Source organism: Sanguibacter gelidistatuariae, from assembly GCF_900096585.1.
Classification (GTDB): domain Bacteria; phylum Actinomycetota; class Actinomycetes; order Actinomycetales; family Cellulomonadaceae; genus Sanguibacter; species Sanguibacter gelidistatuariae.
Genome location: NZ_FMYH01000001.1, coordinates 515,955 through 534,735 on the forward strand (window position 1 = coordinate 515,955; position 18,781 = coordinate 534,735).

21 protein-coding genes are annotated in these 18,781 nt (G+C 72.0%); 12 read left to right on the forward strand and 9 right to left on the reverse strand.

What is annotated here, in order from left to right; translation table 11 throughout:
- Nucleotides 1-12: 12 nt before the first annotated feature.
- The 3 genes from BLQ50_RS02345 to BLQ50_RS02355 form a co-directional block, all read right to left on the reverse strand.
- Nucleotides 13-672 (reverse strand): response regulator, encoded by a 660-nt coding sequence (locus BLQ50_RS02345; RefSeq protein ID WP_093181639.1) that lies wholly within the window; start codon nucleotides 670-672, stop codon nucleotides 13-15.
- Nucleotides 669-1,892, reverse strand: a complete 1,224-nt coding sequence (locus tag BLQ50_RS02350; RefSeq protein ID WP_139185691.1) for a sensor histidine kinase — start codon at nucleotides 1,890-1,892, stop codon at nucleotides 669-671. Before BLQ50_RS02350 ends, BLQ50_RS02345 begins: the two co-directional genes overlap by 4 nt.
- Nucleotides 1,893-1,987: 95 nt before the next feature.
- A complete protein-coding gene (locus tag BLQ50_RS02355; RefSeq protein WP_093180901.1) occupies nucleotides 1,988-2,296 on the reverse strand; it encodes a putative quinol monooxygenase in 309 nt (102 codons plus the stop codon).
- 87 nt (nucleotides 2,297-2,383) lie between these two features.
- Here BLQ50_RS02355 and BLQ50_RS02360 point away from each other — a divergent pair, with 87 nt between their 5' ends.
- Nucleotides 2,384-2,710, forward strand: a complete 327-nt coding sequence (locus BLQ50_RS02360) for an ArsR/SmtB family transcription factor (RefSeq protein WP_093180903.1) — start codon at nucleotides 2,384-2,386, stop codon at nucleotides 2,708-2,710.
- A 14-nt stretch (nucleotides 2,711-2,724) separates the two neighbouring features.
- On the opposite strand, the gene BLQ50_RS02365 is transcribed toward BLQ50_RS02360, so the two are convergent.
- Complete coding sequence (locus tag BLQ50_RS02365; RefSeq protein WP_093180905.1) at nucleotides 2,725-2,955, reverse strand: hypothetical protein; 231 nt, start codon at nucleotides 2,953-2,955, stop codon at nucleotides 2,725-2,727.
- Nucleotides 2,956-3,081: 126 nt separating this feature from the next.
- Between BLQ50_RS02365 and BLQ50_RS02370 the strand changes: the two genes are divergently transcribed.
- A complete protein-coding gene (locus BLQ50_RS02370) occupies nucleotides 3,082-5,025 on the forward strand; it encodes a penicillin-binding transpeptidase domain-containing protein (RefSeq protein WP_093180907.1) in 1,944 nt (647 codons plus the stop codon).
- A gap of 41 nt (nucleotides 5,026-5,066) precedes the next feature.
- Here BLQ50_RS02370 and BLQ50_RS02375 read toward each other — a convergent pair whose 3' ends face one another.
- On the reverse strand, nucleotides 5,067-5,261 hold the full coding sequence (locus BLQ50_RS02375) for a hypothetical protein (protein ID WP_093180909.1): 195 nt from the start codon (nucleotides 5,259-5,261) through the stop codon (nucleotides 5,067-5,069).
- 128 nt (nucleotides 5,262-5,389) lie between these two features.
- Between BLQ50_RS02375 and BLQ50_RS02380 the strand changes: the two genes are divergently transcribed.
- The 8 genes from BLQ50_RS02380 (at nucleotide 5,390) to BLQ50_RS02415 (ending at nucleotide 11,249) form a co-directional block, all read left to right on the forward strand.
- Nucleotides 5,390-6,106 carry a hypothetical protein gene (locus tag BLQ50_RS02380; protein ID WP_093180911.1) on the forward strand — a complete coding sequence of 239 codons (717 nt, stop codon included), beginning with the start codon at nucleotides 5,390-5,392 and terminating at the stop codon, nucleotides 6,104-6,106.
- A gap of 133 nt (nucleotides 6,107-6,239) precedes the next feature.
- Entirely contained in the window at nucleotides 6,240-6,941 is a 702-nt protein-coding gene (locus BLQ50_RS02385) for a copper resistance CopC family protein (protein ID WP_093180912.1), read from the forward strand.
- Nucleotides 6,938-7,573, forward strand: a complete 636-nt coding sequence (locus tag BLQ50_RS02390; RefSeq protein ID WP_093180914.1) for a copper chaperone PCu(A)C — start codon at nucleotides 6,938-6,940, stop codon at nucleotides 7,571-7,573. The genes BLQ50_RS02385 and BLQ50_RS02390 overlap by 4 nt, the downstream gene beginning before the upstream one ends.
- A complete protein-coding gene (locus BLQ50_RS02395) occupies nucleotides 7,566-8,804 on the forward strand; it encodes a Dyp-type peroxidase (RefSeq protein WP_093180915.1) in 1,239 nt (412 codons plus the stop codon). Before BLQ50_RS02390 ends, BLQ50_RS02395 begins: the two co-directional genes overlap by 8 nt.
- Before the next feature lie 114 nt (nucleotides 8,805-8,918).
- Complete coding sequence (locus BLQ50_RS02400; RefSeq protein ID WP_139185693.1) at nucleotides 8,919-9,161, forward strand: hypothetical protein; 243 nt, start codon at nucleotides 8,919-8,921, stop codon at nucleotides 9,159-9,161.
- Nucleotides 9,162-9,393: 232 nt separating this feature from the next.
- Nucleotides 9,394-9,759, forward strand: a complete 366-nt coding sequence (locus tag BLQ50_RS02405; RefSeq protein ID WP_093180918.1) for an ArsR/SmtB family transcription factor — start codon at nucleotides 9,394-9,396, stop codon at nucleotides 9,757-9,759.
- 1 nt (nucleotide 9,760) lies between these two features.
- Nucleotides 9,761-10,699 carry a cation diffusion facilitator family transporter gene (locus BLQ50_RS02410; RefSeq protein WP_093180920.1) on the forward strand — a complete coding sequence of 313 codons (939 nt, stop codon included), beginning with the start codon at nucleotides 9,761-9,763 and terminating at the stop codon, nucleotides 10,697-10,699.
- Between the two features lie 154 nt (nucleotides 10,700-10,853).
- On the forward strand, nucleotides 10,854-11,249 hold the full coding sequence (locus BLQ50_RS02415; RefSeq protein ID WP_217629078.1) for a response regulator transcription factor: 396 nt from the start codon (nucleotides 10,854-10,856) through the stop codon (nucleotides 11,247-11,249).
- On the opposite strand, the gene BLQ50_RS02420 is transcribed toward BLQ50_RS02415, so the two are convergent.
- The 4 genes from BLQ50_RS02420 to BLQ50_RS02435 are packed head-to-tail and all read right to left on the reverse strand — an operon-like array spanning nucleotide 11,246 to nucleotide 16,732.
- The gene (locus BLQ50_RS02420; RefSeq protein WP_093180923.1) at nucleotides 11,246-12,457 is read right to left on the reverse strand and encodes a diguanylate cyclase; all 1,212 of its coding nucleotides are present in this window, start codon (nucleotides 12,455-12,457) and stop codon (nucleotides 11,246-11,248) included. The two genes, BLQ50_RS02415 and BLQ50_RS02420, sit on opposite strands and share 4 nt — an antisense overlap.
- A complete protein-coding gene (locus BLQ50_RS02425) occupies nucleotides 12,454-14,136 on the reverse strand; it encodes a sensor histidine kinase (protein WP_093180925.1) in 1,683 nt (560 codons plus the stop codon). The genes BLQ50_RS02420 and BLQ50_RS02425 overlap by 4 nt, the downstream gene beginning before the upstream one ends.
- 59 nt (nucleotides 14,137-14,195) lie before the next feature.
- Nucleotides 14,196-15,827, reverse strand: a complete 1,632-nt coding sequence (locus BLQ50_RS02430; protein WP_093180927.1) for an ABC transporter permease — start codon at nucleotides 15,825-15,827, stop codon at nucleotides 14,196-14,198.
- Nucleotides 15,824-16,732 (reverse strand): ABC transporter ATP-binding protein, encoded by a 909-nt coding sequence (locus tag BLQ50_RS02435; RefSeq protein WP_093181640.1) that lies wholly within the window; start codon nucleotides 16,730-16,732, stop codon nucleotides 15,824-15,826. The genes BLQ50_RS02430 and BLQ50_RS02435 overlap by 4 nt, the downstream gene beginning before the upstream one ends.
- A gap of 90 nt (nucleotides 16,733-16,822) precedes the next feature.
- Between BLQ50_RS02435 and BLQ50_RS02440 the strand changes: the two genes are divergently transcribed.
- A complete protein-coding gene (locus tag BLQ50_RS02440) occupies nucleotides 16,823-18,013 on the forward strand; it encodes a MalY/PatB family protein (protein ID WP_342672041.1) in 1,191 nt (396 codons plus the stop codon).
- Nucleotides 18,010-18,777 carry an alpha/beta fold hydrolase gene (locus BLQ50_RS02445; protein ID WP_093180931.1) on the forward strand — a complete coding sequence of 256 codons (768 nt, stop codon included), beginning with the start codon at nucleotides 18,010-18,012 and terminating at the stop codon, nucleotides 18,775-18,777. The genes BLQ50_RS02440 and BLQ50_RS02445 overlap by 4 nt, the downstream gene beginning before the upstream one ends.
- Nucleotides 18,778-18,781 lie beyond the last annotated feature (4 nt).

The following is an 18,781-nucleotide window of genomic DNA, read 5'->3' on the forward strand; positions in this document are numbered from 1 at the left end:
CAACGCCAGGGCTCACTCCGCGTCGCGCACGCAGTTCGCGACCTGCACCCGGTTGTCCACGCCGAGCTTGGTGAACAGGTGGCCCACGTGCGACTTCACCGTCGCCACGCTCATGAACAAGGTCTCGGCGATCTGGGCGTTGGTCAGGCCCCGGCTGATCGCGACGGCGACCTCGCGCTCACGGGTGGTCAGGCAGGTGAGGCGGCCCGCCGCCGCCTGGTCGACGGCTCGGGGGGTGGCGTTCAGCGCGGCGATCAGCTGACCGGTGACGCTGGGGGAGAGCATCGGTTGGCCGGCGGCGACCGCGCGGACCGCGGTGACGAGCTGAGCTGGCTGGGTGTCCTTGAGCAAGAACCCGCGGGCTCCGATGCGCAGCGCCTCGAGCACCAGGTCGTCGGTGTCGAAGGTGGTGAGGATGAGGATCTTGAGATCGGGGCGGGCGGCGAGGGCGCGGGCCGTCGCTGCGAGCCCGTCCGTCCGCGGCATCCGGATGTCCATGAGCACGACGTCGGGCACGGTCGCGGCGATGACCGTCAGGGCCTGCTCACCGTCACTGGCCTCCCCGACGACGTCGATGGTCCGGTCGCCACCGAGGATCAGGCGGAGCCCGGACCGGACGAGGGCGTCGTCGTCGACGATGACTACCCGGACGGGTGCGTCGTCGCTGGTCATGTGGCCCACGGCAACCAGGCTCTCACGGTGAACTGGCCGGCGTCCTCGCCGGCGGTGAGCGCGCCACCGGCGAGCGCGGCGCGCTCGGCGAGGCCGACCAGACCCAGTCCCGGTGTGGCGACGTCGCCCACGGCGCCGGCCGGGGACGCAATCGCGTTGTGCACGACGAGTTCGAGCCGGTCGCCCGGCGTCCCGGTGATCTTGACCTCGACCGCTGCGCCCGGCGCGTGCTTGCGCGCGTTGGTCAGGGCCTCCTGCAGGATCCGGTAGGCATGGCGGCTCGTGCTCGCGCCGAGCGTGGGCAGCAGGTCAGCTGTCGCAGCGTCGGCCGTCAGCGTCACGGGGGTCCCGGCCTCGCGGGTCTCGGCGAGCAGGTCGTCCAGGGTGGCCAGGGTGGGCTGGGGACGATCGGGAGAACCGGGCTCGACGGAGGTGTCCCGCAGGATGCCGAGCACCTCGCGCAGCTCGGCGAGGGCGAGGTGGGCGCTCTCCTGGACGGTCGTGGCGGCCACTCTCACCTGCTCGGGCGTGAGGTCGGTGCGGTAGGCGAGCGCTCCGGAGTGGATGGCGACGAGCGAGATGCGGTGGGCGAGGACGTCGTGCATCTCCCGGGCGATCCGGGTGCGCTCGGCGGTCCGGGCCTTCTCGATGCGCTCGGCCTGCTCCCGCTCGATCGCCTCGGCGCGGGCCTGGAGACTCGCGATGCGCGCGCCGCGGGAGCCGATGTACCAGCCCGCGACCACGCATGCCCCGTAGGCGATCACCACAAGCAGCACAAGCGTCGACGCCAAGAGCGACCATCCATTATTACGGCCCACCCCGAGGTAGTAGGAGCCGCGAAGGACCAGCCGAGCCGCGACCGCAACCCAGAGGACGCCGACGCCGACGATCTCCCAGGGGCGCCTGCGCATCGCGACCGCGACGGCCGCGACGACGGCGGGACCGCCGGCGAGGAGGGAGAACCCGAAGCAGGCAACGATGATCAGCGCGACGGGGACCGGCCACCGCAGGCACCACCCGACGGCCACGAAGGAGACCGCGGCAACGACGAGGACCCGATCGAAGGTGTGAGGCAGGAAGAAGAAGTTGGAGAACATCATCACGTAGAGGACGACCAAGAGCGCCATCACCGCGAGCGCGGCGAGCGCCGGACGGACCCGCCACCCGCCGGCGATCCGTCGCAGTCTTGCCCGGAGTGGTGCTGCTGCCTGTGGCGTCATGTGTGAAGGCTAGGGCGCGCCCGCCGCGTCCGGGAACCTCCCTGGGTCGAGCGGGTCTTCCGACCAAAGTTGTAGTTCGGGAGTGTTCCCTTCGGTCAGTGCAGCGTGAGCCACGTGATGTCGAGGTCGCCGTCGAGATAGGTCCCGCGGCGGGCGAGGAAGTCCTGCATGTGCGGTAGGTCCAGGTGTGCCTGCAGGTCCGCGGCCGAGCGCCAGTGCTCGTAGAACACGAAGTTCCCGGCCGGGTCGGTGTGCAGCAGGTACTGGACCGAGCCCGGCTCGGCGCGGGTCGGTTCCGCGAAGGAGAGCAGCAGCGAGCGCAGCGCCTCCTCGCGGCCGGGCAGTGGCCGTGCGGTCCCGATGAGGACGACGGGGCCGGCGGTCGTAGGTACGTCGATTGTCATACCTCGACCCTAGAGCGTCCAGAGGTATGATTCAAGTAGTACCTACAGAGGCGCGGCTCCGCGCCGGCCCACGACGATCGAGGAGACATGTCAGACGACCGCGACCCCCAGATCGAGCTCGGGCGCGTGCTCGCGGCCCTCGCCGACGGGTCGCGGCGGCTCATCGTCGTTGACCTCTCCCGGGACGCCTCCGACGCCGAGCATGCCTGCGGCTCCTTCGACCTGCCACTGGCCAAGGCCACCAAGACGCACCATTTCAAGGTGCTCCGCGACGCCGGGGTGATCTCCCAGCGCAACCACGGCAACGGCAGCGCCGTCCGGCTCCGGCGCGTCGAGGTCGAGCAGGCCCTGCCCGGCCTCCTCGCCGCCGTCGTCGCCGCCGAGGACCGTGCCCGGGACGACGCCGCTGTCTGAGGCCAGCGCTCGATCTACTCCGGACCCCGGCGTACGGCCCGGCGACCGAAGAACACGGTCAGGGCCAGCCCGACGGTCACGAGGACGACCATCGCGGGATACCCGCCGATCGGGCCAGACTGGCAGTCATCGATAAAGGTCCCGTCGACCGACGAAGCGCAGCTCCCGCTGCGGTACCCGAAGACCAGCACGGTGAACACGAGCGCCGCGAACGTAGCAGTCAGCCACCCCCAGTGAATCCTCATCGAAGCAACCTATTCCTCCCGACCTGAATAGACGCGCATTCCTCGGGCCACGAATTCACCCAATCTCCCCGCCCCCCACCGCAGGTCAGACTGGACATGACGGCCGAATCCGCGTTCCCTTATGCCATGCCCCACGCCGCGTGTGCTCCCACCCGCCTGCCCGCATCGCCTGTCCGACGACGCCCGCCCGCCCGGCGCGCCGGCGCGCTCGCCCTCGTGCTCGCACTCGTCACGGGAGGTCTCGCGGCCTGCGGCTCAGACGCACCCGACCCCACGGTCGCCGCGACGGCCCTGGCCGCGGGGATGGCGGGCGGCGACCTGACCGCCGTCGTCTTCGACGGGGCGAGCGCGGCCGACGCGACGACCCACCGAGACACGGTCCTCGAACCCCTCGCGGACGCGACCCGCACGGTGACCCTCGGCGACGTCGTCCTCGCCGAGGACGGCGCGACGGCGACCGCCACCCTCGACTACGCCTGGGTCATCGGCGGCACCCCGTGGAGCTACACCACGACCGCGCCCATGGCCCTGGTCGAGGACACGTGGCACGTGGTGTGGTCACCGGGCCTGCTCATCCCTGACCTCGCGATGGGGGAGCGGCTGCAGACCTCGCGCACGTCGGCCCCACGCGCCGACATCCTCGGGGACTCCGATGTCGTCCTGGTCACCCAACGCCCGGTCAAGCGGGTGGGCATCGACAAGACGCGGATCGCCGCGGCCGAGTGGGACGGCGCCGCCCGCGCGCTCGCCGCGCTGACCGGGATCGACTCCGAGGCCTACGCCGCGAAGGTGGCCAGCGCCGGGGAGAAGGCCTTCGTCGAGGCCGTCACGCTCCGTACCGAGGGCGACTACGACTGGCCTGCGATCGGGGAGTCGCCCGGCGTGCTGCTCGTCGACGCCTCCCTGCCGCTGGCACCCACCCGCCAGTTCGCGAGCGAGATCCTCGGCCGGGCGGGTGACGCGACCGCGGAGATCATCGAGGCGTCCGAAGGCGCGATCCAGGCGGGAGACCTCGTGGGCCTGTCCGGCGTGCAGCGCCAGTACGACGCCCAGCTGCGTGGCACGCCCGGGCTGGTCGTGGAGATCGTCGGCGCCGACGGCACCGCGCGGGACGCCTTCCGGGTGGACCCGGTCCCCGGCGAGCCGCTGCGCCTGACCCTGGACCCGACCGTGCAGTCCCTCGCCGAGAAGACGATCGCCGACCAGATCGTGCCGGCCGCGATCGTGGCGATCCGTCCGTCCACCGGAGCCGTGATCGCCTCGGCCAACTCGCCCGCGAGCGACGGCCTGTCCACCGCGACCACCGGGATGTACGCCCCCGGCTCGACGTTCAAGGTTGTCACCGCGCTCGCCCTGCTCCGCGGCGGATCAACCCCGGAGACGATGATGGAATGCTCGGCCGACACTGTCGTCGACGGTCGGACGTTCACGAACTATCCGGACTACCCGGCGAACCGCATGGGGCAGATCGCCCTGCGGGACGTCATCGCGAACTCGTGCAACACGGCGATCATCAACGCCGCGGGTCAGGTGTCTCAGGCCGACCTGGTCTCGGCCGGGCAGTCCCTCGGGCTGGGTCTGGCCCCGCAGGCCGGCCCGGGCGTCTTCACCGGCTCCGTCCCGGGCGACGCCTCCGGAACCGAGCACGCCGCCTCGATGATCGGCCAGGGCAAGGTCCAGGCCTCTCCGCTGGCCATGGCCGGGGTCGCGGCGTCGGTCGCCTCCGGGACGACGGTCCGCCCGACCTTCCTCGCCCAGGAGGCGGAGGCCCCGACCTCCGACCTGCCCGTCGCTCCCGGCACGGCGCTCACCACCGAGGAGGCCGCGGCGCTGAGCTCGATGATGCGCTCCGTGGTGACCGACGGCGGCGGTGCGTTCCTGCAGGGCGTGCCCGGCGGCGACGTGTCCGCCAAGACCGGCACGGCCCAGTACGGCGACGGCTCGACCAACCATGCCTGGGTCATCGCGATCCAGGGGGACCTCGCCGTCGCCGTCTTCGTCGAGACCGGGGACTACGGCTCGACGACGGCCGGGCCGCTGCTCAAGGCCTTCCTCACCGGGCTGGCCTGAGCCGGCTCGACCACACTGAGCCGGTCGACCGTCCTAGCGGGTCAGGCCGTGACGTCGACCGAGCCGCTCGCTGCCGCCTTGGCGGCCGTGACGGCCAGCTGGTCGGCCTGGATCTTGGCACGGTCCGCGGTCAGGACCGCTTCGCTCGCCTTGTCCCGCTGATCCTTGGCCAGCGTCTTGACGTCCTTCTCGTACGTCGCCTGGGCCTTCGTGACCGCAGCGCTTGAGATTTCCATGAGTTTCCTCTCCGTTGGTGTCCGGGCCGGTCGGCCCACTGGTCCCATCGGCACCCGGGCGCCCGGTGTGACGGGCATCAACCTGTGAGGACCATAAGTGTTCTCGGCTCTGCGGCTAGGGTCGGGGGATGCTCACCCCGCAGGCAGGACGGTTGCGGCTGGCGCGCGCCGTCGTCGTCGCGGGGACGACCCTGAGCCTCTCGCTCGGGGCGCACCTGATCGCGGGCGGCTCCGCCCCGGCAGCTCCGGTGCTTGTCCTGGTCGCCATGTTCATGCTGCTCACCTGCGTGGCGCTGGCCGGCCGCGGATTCACCCCCGTCCGGCTGCTCGCGGTGCTCGGCCTCGGCCAGGTCGCCCTGCACGGCGTGTTCAGCTGGCTCGGCACAACTGCCTGCGCGGTCGTCCCCGCCGCGCCCGCCTCAGGCCTCGGGCACGCCGCCACGCACGCCCACCATCAGCCCGACGTCGCGCTGGACCTCTCCACCTGCCTCGCCCCGGGTACGCCATCCCCGGCGGGAAGCGCCCCCGTGGAGTCGCTCGCCCATGCCGCGCACCTCGGCTCCGGGGCCCCCGCCACGGTCACGATGGTCGCGGCCCACGTCGTGGTGACGCTCCTCGTCGCGGCCCTCGTCGCCCGCGGGGAGCGGGCACTGTGGCGCGCCGCCGAGGTCCTTGTGGTCTGCGTGCGCGGAACCCGGCTGTCGGCTGTCCCGCTCGTCCTGCCAGCCCCCGACCTGGCGACCGTCATGGCCGGCAGTCCGGTACTGACCCCGCAGCCCCGGCACCACCTCGCCGTCGCACCGCGTCGCGGTCCGCCGAGGGATCGCCTAACACTCGCAGCCTGAGGCGGCACCGCCCCTCAGTCCCCACGGATCGAATCCACGCCGGCCTCACCGCCTCGGGTCATCCGTCGTAACCGAAAGCACGACGCCCACGGGCGTCTCTGACGCGCGCCCGGAATCCGGGCGCTGGAGAACCATGACACCCACCCAGCTCATCCCTGCCCGCAGCACCTCCCTATCGACCAGGACGACCCGCGCAGCCCACCCCGTCCCCGCGCCCCTCCGGGCGCTCGCCGCGCTGGCTCTCGCCACGGGCGTCGCCCTCCTGACCGGCGCACCGGCGAGTGCGCACGACTCGATCGTGGGGACCAGCCCCGAGGACGGCGCCGTGCTCGACGCCGCACCGGCGAGCGTCGCCGTGACCCTCAGCGATGTCCCGCAGGCGATCGCCCCGCGGATCATCGTCACCAACTCCGCGGGTGCCACCATGCTCGACGAGGAACCCGTCATCACCGACCGGTCGGCGAGCGTCGAGCTCCCCGCGCTCGAGAACGACACGTACCAGGTCGCCTGGCGGGTCGTGTCCTCCGACGGGCACCCCATCCAAGGCACGTACTCCTTCACCGTGGCCGCGCAGGTCGCCGAGGAGCCGGCCACGGATCCGGCGGCGACGCCCGCCGCCTCGGACGAGCCAGCCGTCGGCGAGACGGCCTCTTCGACCGCCGCAGCGGACCCGACCTCGACCGCCTCGACGTCGACCGACGCGGAGACGACCGACGCAGACGAGGGCTCGAGCTCGACCGCCCTGGTGGCGGGCGCGATCGTCGCGGTCCTCGCCGTCGCCCTCGCCGGGCTCGTCCTGGTGCGCCGTCGCAGCTCGCTCAAGGACGAGTCGTGAAGGCCCCGGGCGGGGCCGTGGCCCCGGCGACCGTCGTGCGGCTCGCGATGCTCGTCTCCGGCATCGGGGTGTCCTTGCTGCTCGCCGGGTGCGGGACCGACGAACCGGCGACCCATCCCGGGTCGACCCACGCGGGCGCGGCCGCCACGGGAATGACCGACCCGGACGCCCCACCCCAGGCGGACTCGCTGACCGTCACTGATCCGTGGACCAAGGCCGCCGAGGATGGCATGACGGCCTCCTTCGGCGTCCTGCACAACTCCGGGACGAGCGACGTGCGGGTCGTGGGGGCCAGCACGTCGACGGCCGCGATCGAGCTGCACGAGATGGTCACGGGAGCCGACGGCGCGATGACCATGTCCGAGGTCGAGGGCGGGTTCCTCGTCCCGGCCGGCGGTGAGCGGACGCTCGCGCCGGGCGGGGAGCACCTCATGCTCATGGCGATGACCGCTCCGGTCGAAGCTGGCACCGACCTTGAGATCACCCTCGAGCTCGAGGACGGTTCGACGCTCGTCTACACGGCACCCGGGCGCACCTACGCCGGTGCCAACGAGTCCTACGACGAAGGCATGGACATGGGCCACGGCGACGACACAGGGGGCGCCGCCGCCGCCCACGCCTCCCATGGCTGAGGTGAGCCGCCGGTCAGCCCTGTTCGGCGGGGTCGGGCTGGTCGGCGGTGCGCTCGGGGGAGCCCTCGCGATGCGGGGCGCCCAGGCGCCGTCTCCCGACCCGGGCTCTGCGCCGGGCGAGGGCGGCGGCGCTCCCTGGGCCGGCGTCGGGCAGGCGGTCGAGACGTTCTACGGGGCCAACCAGGGCGGGATCGCCACGGTGCCGCAGGCGCGGCTGGCGCTCGTCGCCTTCGACCTGCTGGCCGGGGCTTCGCGATCCACCCTCGTGCGGATCATGCGGATCTGGACCGACGACGCCGCGCGCCTGACGCGCGGGGCGCCGGGGCTGACCGACACCGAACCGGAGCTGGCCACCGTCCCGGCCCGGCTCACCGTGACGGTCGGCTACGGGCCCGGGGTCTTCGAGGCGGCCGGGCTGCAGGCGCGCCGTCCCGAGTGGCTCGCGCCCCTGCCGCCGTTCTCGGTGGACCGGCTCGAGGAGGGGTGGTGCGGGGGCGACCTCGTGCTCCAGATCTGCGCGGACGACGAGGTGACCGTCGCACACGCCGTGCGGGTGCTGGTCAAGGAGGTGCGCGAGCTCGCCCAGGTGCGGTGGGTGCAGCGGGGTTTCCGGCGTGGGATGGGGACGCAGGCGCTGGGTACGACGATGCGCAACCTCATGGGCCAGGTCGACGGGACGGTCCAACCGGACGTGGCCGGGGTGGACGTCGGTCTGCTGTGGGCCGGTCCCGGACCGCGGTCCGGGACGGGGTGGCTGGAGGGCGGGACCTCTTTAGTCGTGCGCCGGATCCGGCTTGAGCTGGATACCTGGGACGAGCTCGATCGACCTGCGCGGGAGCAGGTCGTCGGGCGGCGGCTGGCCGACGGGGCGCCGCTGACCGGGACCGCGGAGCACGACGACCCCGACCTCGAGGCCGTCAACACGCTCGGGTTCCCGGTCATCGACGTGGCGGCGCACATACGCCGGTCCCGCTCGGAGAAACCGGGGGAGCGGTTCCTGCGGCGCGGGTACAACTACGACGAGCCGCCCGGCGCCGGCGTGCCGGGATCGTCCGGGTTGGTCTTTGTCACCTTCCAGGCGGACCCGGTCGCCCAGCTCGTCCCGATCCAGCAACGTCTGGCCGAGATGGACCTGCTCAACACGTGGACGACGCCGATCGGGTCGGCGGTCTTCGCCGTCCCGCCCGGTTGTCAGGAGGGGGAGTATCTGGGGCACGGGCTGTTCGGCTGAGGCCGGGCCGCTGGCTTCGTCCGGACGACCGGGAGGACCCGCCGCGGTGTGACGTGTGCATCTGTGGGTGCGTCGATCTTGTCAGCGGCGCACCCACAAGGGATGCTGATCCACATGGACGCCCAGTTTCCGGTCATGAATGTCTCCCTGTGGAAGGCTGACGCCGTCGTGCTGCACTTCTGGCTGTCGACGGTCGACTTCGACGCGGTGCCCTTCGAGGACGAGAGCCAGCGTCAGGCGCTGCTCGACCTGCTCACCGAGCTGGACCAGACCGACGTCGCCGACGCCGACGATGCAGAGATCGTCGCCGCCCACGCCCTCGTCACCCGCGACCCAGCCGGCGCTGACCCAGCCTGACCTCACCCGCGACCGGTCACTCGTCTCCCCCAGCCGCCCCGCCCTGCCCGCCCCCACCGTAGGGGTACGGTTTCCGCCCCATTTCCCCGGGCAAACGGGGCGGAAACCGTGCCCCTACGGATAATCGCGGCGGTGCTGGCGGTGCTGGCGGTGCTGGCGGTGCTGGCGGGCTATGGGCTGGGGTGGGGGAGGGCAGGTTGAGGGGCGGGCGGGCATGTGCGAGAATCTGCGTATGGATGCAGATACGCAGGTGCGCGGGCTTGGCGAGGAAGACCAGCTCGTCGAGCTCGCGGTCGAGGTGTTCGCGATGTTTGCCGACGCCACGCGGTTGCGGATCATCCTCGCGCTGCGCGGCGGCGAGCTTCCGGTCAACGACCTCGCGCGCGTCGTCGGGAAGTCGCCGTCGTCGGTGTCCCAGCACCTCGCGAAGCTGCGCCTGGCGCGCATGGTCAGCACCCGCCAGGACGGCACTCGGGTCTTCTACCGCCTCGCGAGCGACCACATCCGTCAGCTCGTCACCGACGCGATCTACCAGGCCGAGCACACCCTCGAGGGCGCGCCCCGGCTGCACCATCACCACTCGGCCGAAGGGCTCTGAGATGGGGCACGACCACAGCCACAGCCACGGAACAGGGTCCGCCGGCGCCGACACGCGCGGCCACCGACGCCGGCTCGCGATCGCCTTCTCCATCACCACGACGATCCTCGTCGTGGAGATCGTCGGCGCCGTCTGGACCGGAAGCCTCGCCCTGCTGGTCGACGCCGCGCACATGCTCACCGACGCGGGCGGGCTGGCGCTCGCCCTCCTGGCGACCAACCTGACCATGCGTCCCCCGACCGCCAAGCGGACCTGGGGCTACCAGCGGGCCGAGGTCCTGGCGGCCATGGCGCAGTCGGCGATCCTGCTCTCGGTCGGCGTCTACGTCGTCGTCGAGGCGGTCCAGCGCCTCGCCTCGCCCCCCGACCTGCCCTCGACCGAACTGCTGGTCTTCGGGATCATCGGCCTCGTCGGGAACATCATCTCGCTCGCTGTCCTCGCCTCCAGCCGCTCGGACAACATGAACCTGCGGGCCGCCTTCCTCGAGGTCGCCAACGACGCGCTCGGCTCGGTCGCGGTGATCGTCGCGGCGATCGTCATCGCTACGACCGGCTGGACCGGGGCGGACGCCGTCGCAGCGCTCTTCGTCGGCGCGCTCATCGTGCCGCGCACCCTGAAGCTGCTGCGCGAGACGCTCGAGGTGCTCCTCGAGTCGACCCCGCGCGGCCTCGACCTGGACGCCGTCCGCGAGCACCTGCTCGGGGTCGAGCTGGTCCGTGGCGTGCACGATCTCCACGCGACCCAGATCGCCTCGCACCTGCCGGTGCTCACCGCCCACATCGTCGTCGACGAGGAGTGCTTCCGAGACGGTCACGTGCCCCGTATCCTCGATGACCTGCAGGAATGCGTGGCGGGGCACTTCGACGTGAACATCGAGCACTCCACCTTCCAGATCGAACCGCCTGCGCACAGCCGCCACGAGCCTGGGGTGCACGACTAGCAGGTGCAGATTCACGGCCCGGAGGCAGGCGTAGGGTGGCCACGAAGCTGCAGGTGATCGCGGCGGAATGCGCTCGCCAAGCCTGGGGGCAGCCTGAGGACGGGGCGCCCCAAGGGGGCACAGCGAACAGCCACAGACAGGAGAGAGGATGCAGATGGAGTCGACCGAACGCCGCGTGGCGGTGATCATCGAAGACGACGCCGACATCCGCCACCTCTTGGAGTCCGTGCTCACCGGCGCCGGATTCCACGTGGTCGCCACCGGCAACGGCCTCGACGGCATCGCGGCCGTCCGGACCCACGACCCGCTCCTGACGACTCTTGACGTGTCCATGCCCGGGATCGACGGGTTGGAGACCGCGCGCCGGATCCGGGAGTTCAGCCCGACGCACCTCGTGATGATCAGCGCCCGGACGTCGGAGGGCGACGCCCTCCGCGGGCTCGAGGCGGGCGCGGACGAGTACCTCACCAAGCCGTTCCGCCCCCGCGAGCTGCGGGCCCGCATCGAGGCGGCGCTGCGCAACCCCCGTGCGGCGAGGTCGACGCTCTAACTCTCCCGCAGCACCGCGGGGCCCGACGCCGCAGCCTCACTCACCGCTCCCCCGCGCACCTCCGCGCTCGCCACCCGGTTGCCGCCCGCGGCCGTGGCCTCGTCGGAGGCCGCGCGCGCAGCCCTGGACAGCTGCGCGACGTCGTAGCCGAGCCGGTGGGTCGTGGCCGCCCCGATGCTCGCGGTGACCTTGGCCCCCGGAGCCTCGGGGACAACGACGTCGAGGAGCGCCCGGCGCAGGACCGTCGCCAGAGTGATCTCCTCACCCGGCGCCGTGCCCGGGACGGCGACCAGCAGGCGCCCGGCACCGGCCTCCCCGATGATGGCGGAGACGGGCGCGACGCGGCGGACGGTCGCGGCGTACTCATCGAGCACGAGGTCGGCCGCCGAACGTCCGAAGGCGATGCCGATCTCCTCGAGGTCGTCCAGGTGGAGGTGCAGCAGCGTGAAGGCTTCCTCGGACTCGGCGGCCCGCGCCAGGCAGTCGTCGAGCACCTGCTCCAACACGTCGACGTTGATGAGACCTCGGCGGGAGAAGACTCGCGCGGTGCCACCCATCCGCGCGCGGGGGCCGGCCTCGGACCGCATGACGGACATCGTGACCGCGGCGACGATCATGAGGACGATCGTGACGACCGACATCGGTGTGGTCCCGAGGTACGTGCTGAAGACGACATGCTCCGTCCCCCAGCCGACCAGCACCACGAAGCGGGTCAGGAAGAGCACACCCTCGGCGATGAGCACGACCGAGAGTCCTCGGGCATTGATGTCCCGGCGCATCGAGCGGGTGAACGTCTCGGCGACGCCCAGCGCGGAGAAGGTACCGACCCCGAGGAGCCAGACGTGCGCGCCGGCCCACTCCCCGCCGTCGGGCCCGTCGAGGACGACCGCACCAGCGGCCAGCGCACCGGCAAGGAGCACCACGCCGATGAGGCTGCGCCGGCCGTTGAAGGAGCGGCACCCGCTCCAGATCGCCCCGGCGCTGACGACGAAGGCGCCGTTGCCCACGGCGACCGCCCACCAGGCCGTTGGCAGGGTCGCCCACAGCATGTAGGAGACAGACGTGAGGATCCCGGCGAGGTAGGCGAGCGACCACAGCCGGCTCGTCGTGCTGTCCCGCCTGAAGATCGTCTCCAGGACGAAGACCATGCCCGCGGTGAGCACCACGATGCCGGTCGCGACCGACAGCGTCTGCGGGTCGAGCGTCATGTGACCGCCTTCTTCGGGATCTCGATCGTCACGGTCGTCCCCTTGCCCAGCGTGCTGGCGACCGTCAGCTCACCGCCGTGCTTGCGCACGATCTCACGCGCGATGCCCATGCCGAGCCCGCTGCCGTGCACGCCGGTGTTGCGGACCGCCTCGGAACGGAAGAAGTTGTCGAAGAGCTTGGGGACCTCGTCGGCGGAGATCCCGATCCCGGTGTCCGTCACGGTCAGGATCAGCCGGTCACCGGCCTGGCCCAGGGCGAGGACGATGCTGCCTGCCTCGCGGTTGTACTTGATCGCGTTCGAGAGGACGTTGTCCACGACCTGGCGCATCCGGAACGGGTCGGCGACGGCGAGGTGGTTCTCGACGTCCGAGGTGGCGAGGTCGATCGCCCGCTCGGCGGCCCGGGGCAGCAACGACTCCGCCGACTGCAGCACCACCTCGCCCAGGTCCATCGGGACGGGGGAGATCTCGAGCGGCTTGGCCGCTCGGCTGGAGGAGGTGAGGATCTCCGAGACGAGGTCGAGGAGGCGGGTGCTGTTGCGCTCGACGATCTCCAGCCATCCCCGGGCGTCCTCGGGCAGGTCGTCCCGCTCGAGCGCGAGGTCGAGGTAGCCCAGGATCGAGGTGAGTGGGGTCCGTAGCTCGTGGGAGACCGAGGAGATGAGGTCGTCCCGGGCGGCGATCGCGTTGATCTCGGCCGTGACCTCGCCCGAGACGAGGATCGTGCCGTCGAAGGCGCCGCCGGAGTCGTACAGGCGCCGGGCGGTCATGAGATAGGCGTGGCGTTCCTGACCGGGGTGCCCGGTCCAGATGAGCACCCCGTCGAAGGGCTGTCCCTGCTGGGCGCGGACGTAGGGACGGTCCTCCTCCCGGAACGGGGTCACCCGGTCGCTCTGGTAGACGACGTCCATCACCGGGGGCGCACTGGCCCGCCCCGAGGACACGTGCATCCGCCGGTGCGCGCGGTTGATCAGGGTGATCTCGCCGCCGCGGTCGAAGCGGACGATGCCGAAGGTCACCGTGTTGAGCACCTCGGTGAGCAGCCGCTCATGCTGGTTGGCGGAAGCCAGCGCATGGGCGAGGAGGGTGGACTGCTTGCGCATGAGGACCCGCTGGGCCGATCCACGCCGAGCGCTCAGATGCGTCGACGCCGCCACGAAGGACAGCGCGATCGGCAGCAGGACCAGCAGCGTCATCGACGACAGGCGGATCGAGTGTGGCCCCAGGATGAGCACGCCCCAGCTGCCGCTCAGCGCGAGTGCGATCGACAGCGTGGTGCCGAACAGGCCGAAGTACGTCGAGAGCCAGATGATCGGGAGCACCCAGAGGACCCCGACGCCGATCTCGGGGACCCCTAGGCGCAGGCAGAAGATGACGAGCATGTCCGCGACCGGCAGCAGGGCGATCCACCGTTTGTCGAAGCGGTTCCACGGCACGACCAGCGCGGCACCGGAGGCGACGAAGGCCAGCACGACTCCGGCGAAGACGGTGGAGGAGATGAGGCGCTCGGGGCTGAACCACTGCAACGCCACGACCACGGCCAGCACAGCCGATCCGAAGAGCAGCTGGTTCAGTGTGACGGACCGGTTGATCTGCGGGCCGCGCCCGGGCGCACCGACCTCCGCCGAGCCGCGTCGCCGGCCGACGACCTGGTCCTCGTCGGATCCCGCAGTCCTCACGGGGACACCCTACGTCCCCGCGGCTGCCCGCCTCGGGCCCGCCCCGGGTGCGCCGAGCATCAGTGCTGATCGAGGTCCCGACGGCGGATCCCGACGAAGCCGGCCACGACGAGGGCGGCGGCGATCGCCGTGAGGATCCCCAGCGGGAGCACGTGCAGGCCCTGGGTGAGGTAGTCGGGGACGTTGTTGAAGGCTGAGAGGTCGAGGACGGCGTCGGGCAGGCCCAAGACCGGACCGAAGAGGGTGAGCACGAACGTCGCCCCGACCACGACCCAGACCGCGGCCAGGAAGCGCGGGGCGGCGCCCAGCAGCGCGACGCACAGCCCGACGAGGACCCAGATGGCGGGCAGCTCGAGCAGGCCCGCGATCAGCACCCAGGACAGGGGCGCCGTGTCGGTCGTGACCGCGGTGACCACACCGAAGGCCAGGGCCCCGGCCGCGTAGACGACGGTGCTCGAGACTAGTCCGGCCAGGCCGTGGCTGGACAGCCAGGCCGGGCGGGACACCGACGCGGCGAGCAGCGGCTCGGCGCGCCCCTCGATCTCCTCGGTGCGCCCGTGGAGCACCCGCTGCACGCCGTTGAGCGTGGCCACGAGTGCCAGGATCGTGAAGATCATGCCGACGAAGGCCAGCGTGAGATCGTCCGTGCTGCCGCCGCCCTGCTGGAGGATCTTCGCGAGCGCCGGGTTGTCCTTGAAGACGCCGGCGATCGAGGAGGTCACCGACCCGTACAGCGCCCCGAGCAGCACGAATGCGGACAGCCAGCCGGCAAGCGCGCCGCGGCTCAGCCGCCACGACAGGGCGCTCGCCCCGGCGAGCCGCGGCCCCGCGGTCGCCCGCCCGGGCCGCTGTCCCACGATCCCGAAGCCCAGGTCACGGCGGGCGAGCAGACGGCCGGCGACCGCGAGCAGCACGACCGTGGCAGCCACCGGGAGGGCCAGGAGCACCCACCGGTTCTCCAGGTAGGGCAGCACCTGCTCGCCCCACCCGAAGGGGGAGAGCCACTCCACCCACTCCATGCCCGACGTCGCGGCGCCCCACCCGCGCAGTACGTACGTCGCCCCGAGCAGCGCTCCGGCGAGGGCGCTCGCGGTGCGGGAGAACGACCCGAGCTGGGCGGTGACCGCGGCGACGCCCGCGAACACCACCCCGGTCGCGCCGATTGCGGCGCCGAGGGCGAGGGCGCCGGCCACGTCGGCCCCGCGCACCGCGCCGGCCTGCGCGCTCGACGCGATGAGCGAGGCGGCGACGGCGACCGCGGCGGTCAGGCATCCGGCGACGGCGAGCAGGACTGCCGCGGCCAGGGCGGCATGGCGCCCCACGACGCCGGAGGCCACGAGCTCGGCCCGGCCGGAGTCCTCCTCGGCGCGGGTGTGGCGCACGACCGTGAAGATCGCCATGAGGGACACCGCGATGCTCGACAGCCCCATCGAGCGCCAGGCCGTGAAGCCGCCCGGGGTGGCCAAGTCGTGGACCTGACCGAGCAGGAGGGTGAAGGCGGTGTTCGAGCTGAAGGACGCCGTGAGCTCGGCGGTCGCGGCGGCGTCGGGGAAGACGGTGTCGTAGGCGAGGTAGCTCGACGCGACGAGCAGCACGACCGCGGCGATCCACGCAACGATCCGCACCCGGTCGAGGCGCAGGGCGAGGCGGAACAGGGGGCCGGTGCCGGTCAGCGCGCTGGGTCCGGTCATGGGCGTGGGGTGGCGGAGTAGTGGCGCAGGAACAGCTCTTCGAGGGTCGGCGGCTGGCTGGTCAGCGACTGCAGCCCGGCCCCCGCCAGCACGGTCAGCACCTGGCCCAGGGAGACGGTGTCGACGTCCGCCCGCACGGTGACCGGTCCGCCGGGGGAGGCGGTCACCACGAGGTCGTGCACGTCGGCGCGGTCGGTGAGGCCGGGCGGTGCGGCGTCGAGCACCGCGGTGAGCGATGTGCGGGTCAGGTGTCGCATCTGGGCGAGCGACCCTGCCTCGACCACGTGCCCGGCCCGCACGATGCTCACCCGGTCGCACAGCGCCTCGACCTCGGACAGGATGTGGCTGGACAGCAGGACCGTCCGCCCGCGGTCCTTCTCCTCCGCGATGACCTGCTGGAACACGGACTCCATGAGCGGGTCCAGGCCCGAGCTCGGCTCGTCGAGGATGAGCAGCTCGACCTGGGAGGCGAGCGCCGCCACGATCGCGACCTTCTGCTTGTTGCCCTTGGAATAGGTGCGTCCCTTCTTGGTCGGGTCGAGCTCGAAGCGCTCGAGCAGCTCAGCGCGACGTCGCTGATCGAGGCCGCCGCGCAGGCGGCCCATGAGGTCGATCACCTCGCCGCCGGACAGGGACGGCCACAGGCTGACGTCGCCGGGGACGTAGGCCAGGCGGCGGTGCAGGGTCGTGGCGTCCCGCCACGGGTCGCCGCCGAGCAGGGAGACCGCGCCGGCGTCCGCGCTGAGAAGACCGAGGAGTACCCGGATCGTGGTCGACTTCCCGGAGCCGTTGGGGCCGAGAAAGCCGTGCACCTCGCCCGTGGCCACCGTGAGGTCGAGGCTGTCGAGCGCCTGGGTGCTGCCGAAGGCCTTCGACAGGCCCCTGATCTCGATCGCTGCGTCCATGAGCACTACTCTGCTCCCGCGGCGTCGCCCAGGCGCGGTGACCGGCGTCGGGCATCCGCCCCTGCCCGGCCCGCGCGGTACCGTCGAGGCGTGAGCGCACCCGAACCCGACATGACCATCTTCGACACTCTCTCCCTCGATCAGCTGCGCACGCGCACGAGCGAGAAGTGGCGTCAGTACGGCCCCGATGTGCTGCCCTTGTGGGTCGCCGAGATGGACGTCCCCCAGGCCGAGCCGGTGATCGCCGCGGTCACCGACGCGCTGCGTCGCGGCGACACCGGCTACCCCGGCGGTCGCGGCTACGCCGAGGCGTTCGCGGGCTTCGCCGCGGACCGCTGGGGCTGGGAGCTGGACCCGAGCAAGACCAGGATGCTGACCGACGTGATGATCGGCATCACGGACGTGCTCAAGGTGCTCACCCGGGCGGGAGACACGGTCGTGGTGAACACCCCGGTGTACCCGCCGTTCTACGACTTCGTCCGGGACACCGGCCGCGTGGTGCGCGCCGCGCCGCTCACGGCCGACCACCGACTCGACCTCGCGGCCCTGGACGAGGCGTTCGTCGGCGCCACGGTCTTCCTGCTGTGCAACCCGCACAACCCGACCGGCACCGCGCACACCCCGGCCGAGCTCGTCGGCCTCGCCGACCTGGCCCGACGCCACGGGGTGCGCATCGTCGCGGACGAGATCCACGCCCCGATCACGTCCCCGGCCGCAGCCCGCGAGCTCGGCCGCCCGGTCTTCACCCCGATCGTCACCGTCCCGGGCGCGGAGAACGCGATCAGCGTCGTCTCGGCCTCCAAGGCCTGGAACCTGGCCGGACTCAAGGCCGCGCTCGCGATCGGCGGCCCCGAGGCGGTGGCCGACGTTGCGGCCATCGCCGAGATCGCCGACCACGGCGCGAGCCACCTGGCCGCGATCGCCCATGCCGCCGCGCTCACCCACGCCCGCGGCTGGCTCGACGACGTGCTCACCGGCATCGACGTCAACCGCGCGTACTTCACCGGGCTGCTCGCCAGCCGCCTGCCCGACGCCGTGGTGCACCCCGCCCAGGCGACGTACCTCGCGTGGGTGGACTGCCGGGCGGTGCGCACCGCCGCTGGCGATCTGCTCGGCGACGACCCGTCGCGGGCCTTCCTCAAGCGCGGCCAGGTGGCATTCACCTCGGGCGTGCCCTTCGGCGCGGGCGGCGAAGGTCATGTCCGGATCAACCTCGCGACGAGCCGGGCGATCCTCGACGAGGCCGTCGCTCGCATGTGCGCGGCGCTGGAGCAGGCATGACCTACCTTCGGATCAACGGCGTCGACCTGTACTCAGAGGTCGACGGCGCGGGCGACCCCGTCCTCCTCCTGCACGGCGGCTTCTGTTCGCTCGAGTCCTTCCGAGCGCAGTCCGACGCCCTCGTCCCGGACTACCGGGTGTTCGCCTTCGAGCGTCCCGGGCATGGACGCTCCGCCGACATCGACGAGGAGTTCAGCTACGCGCGCGGCGTCGCCGACACGATCGCCTACCTCGACGCGCAGGGCCTCGACTCCGTGCACGTGATCGGCTACAGCGACGGCGCCATCATCGGCCTGCTGCTTGCCCTGCAGCATCCGGAGCGGGTCCGTTCGTTGGTCGCGATCAGCGCGAATCTCGACCCGTCCGGGTTCACGTTCTCGACCGACGCCACCCAGGGGCCGATGCTCCAGCCAGTGGCGCCGGCGGCGCCGACCGAGGTGCCCGCCGAACCGGAGCCCGACGTCGAGCGGGCATCCTACGGCGCGCTCTCGCCCGACGGCCCCGAGCATGCGGACGTCGTGCTCGACAAGCTGTTCCGGCTCTGGACCTCAGAACCCAGGATCGACCCGGGCGACCTCGCGAGCATCACGTCGCCCGTGCTCGTGATGTCGGGAGACCGCGACACCATCCGCCCCGACCACAGTCTCCTGATCGCCGCATCGATCCCCGGCGCGCAGCTGTGCATCGTGCCGGGAACCTCGCACGGCCTCGTCGCCGAGCGCCCGGAGCTCATCAGCACCCTCATCCGAGAGTTCCTGCGGTGAGGCC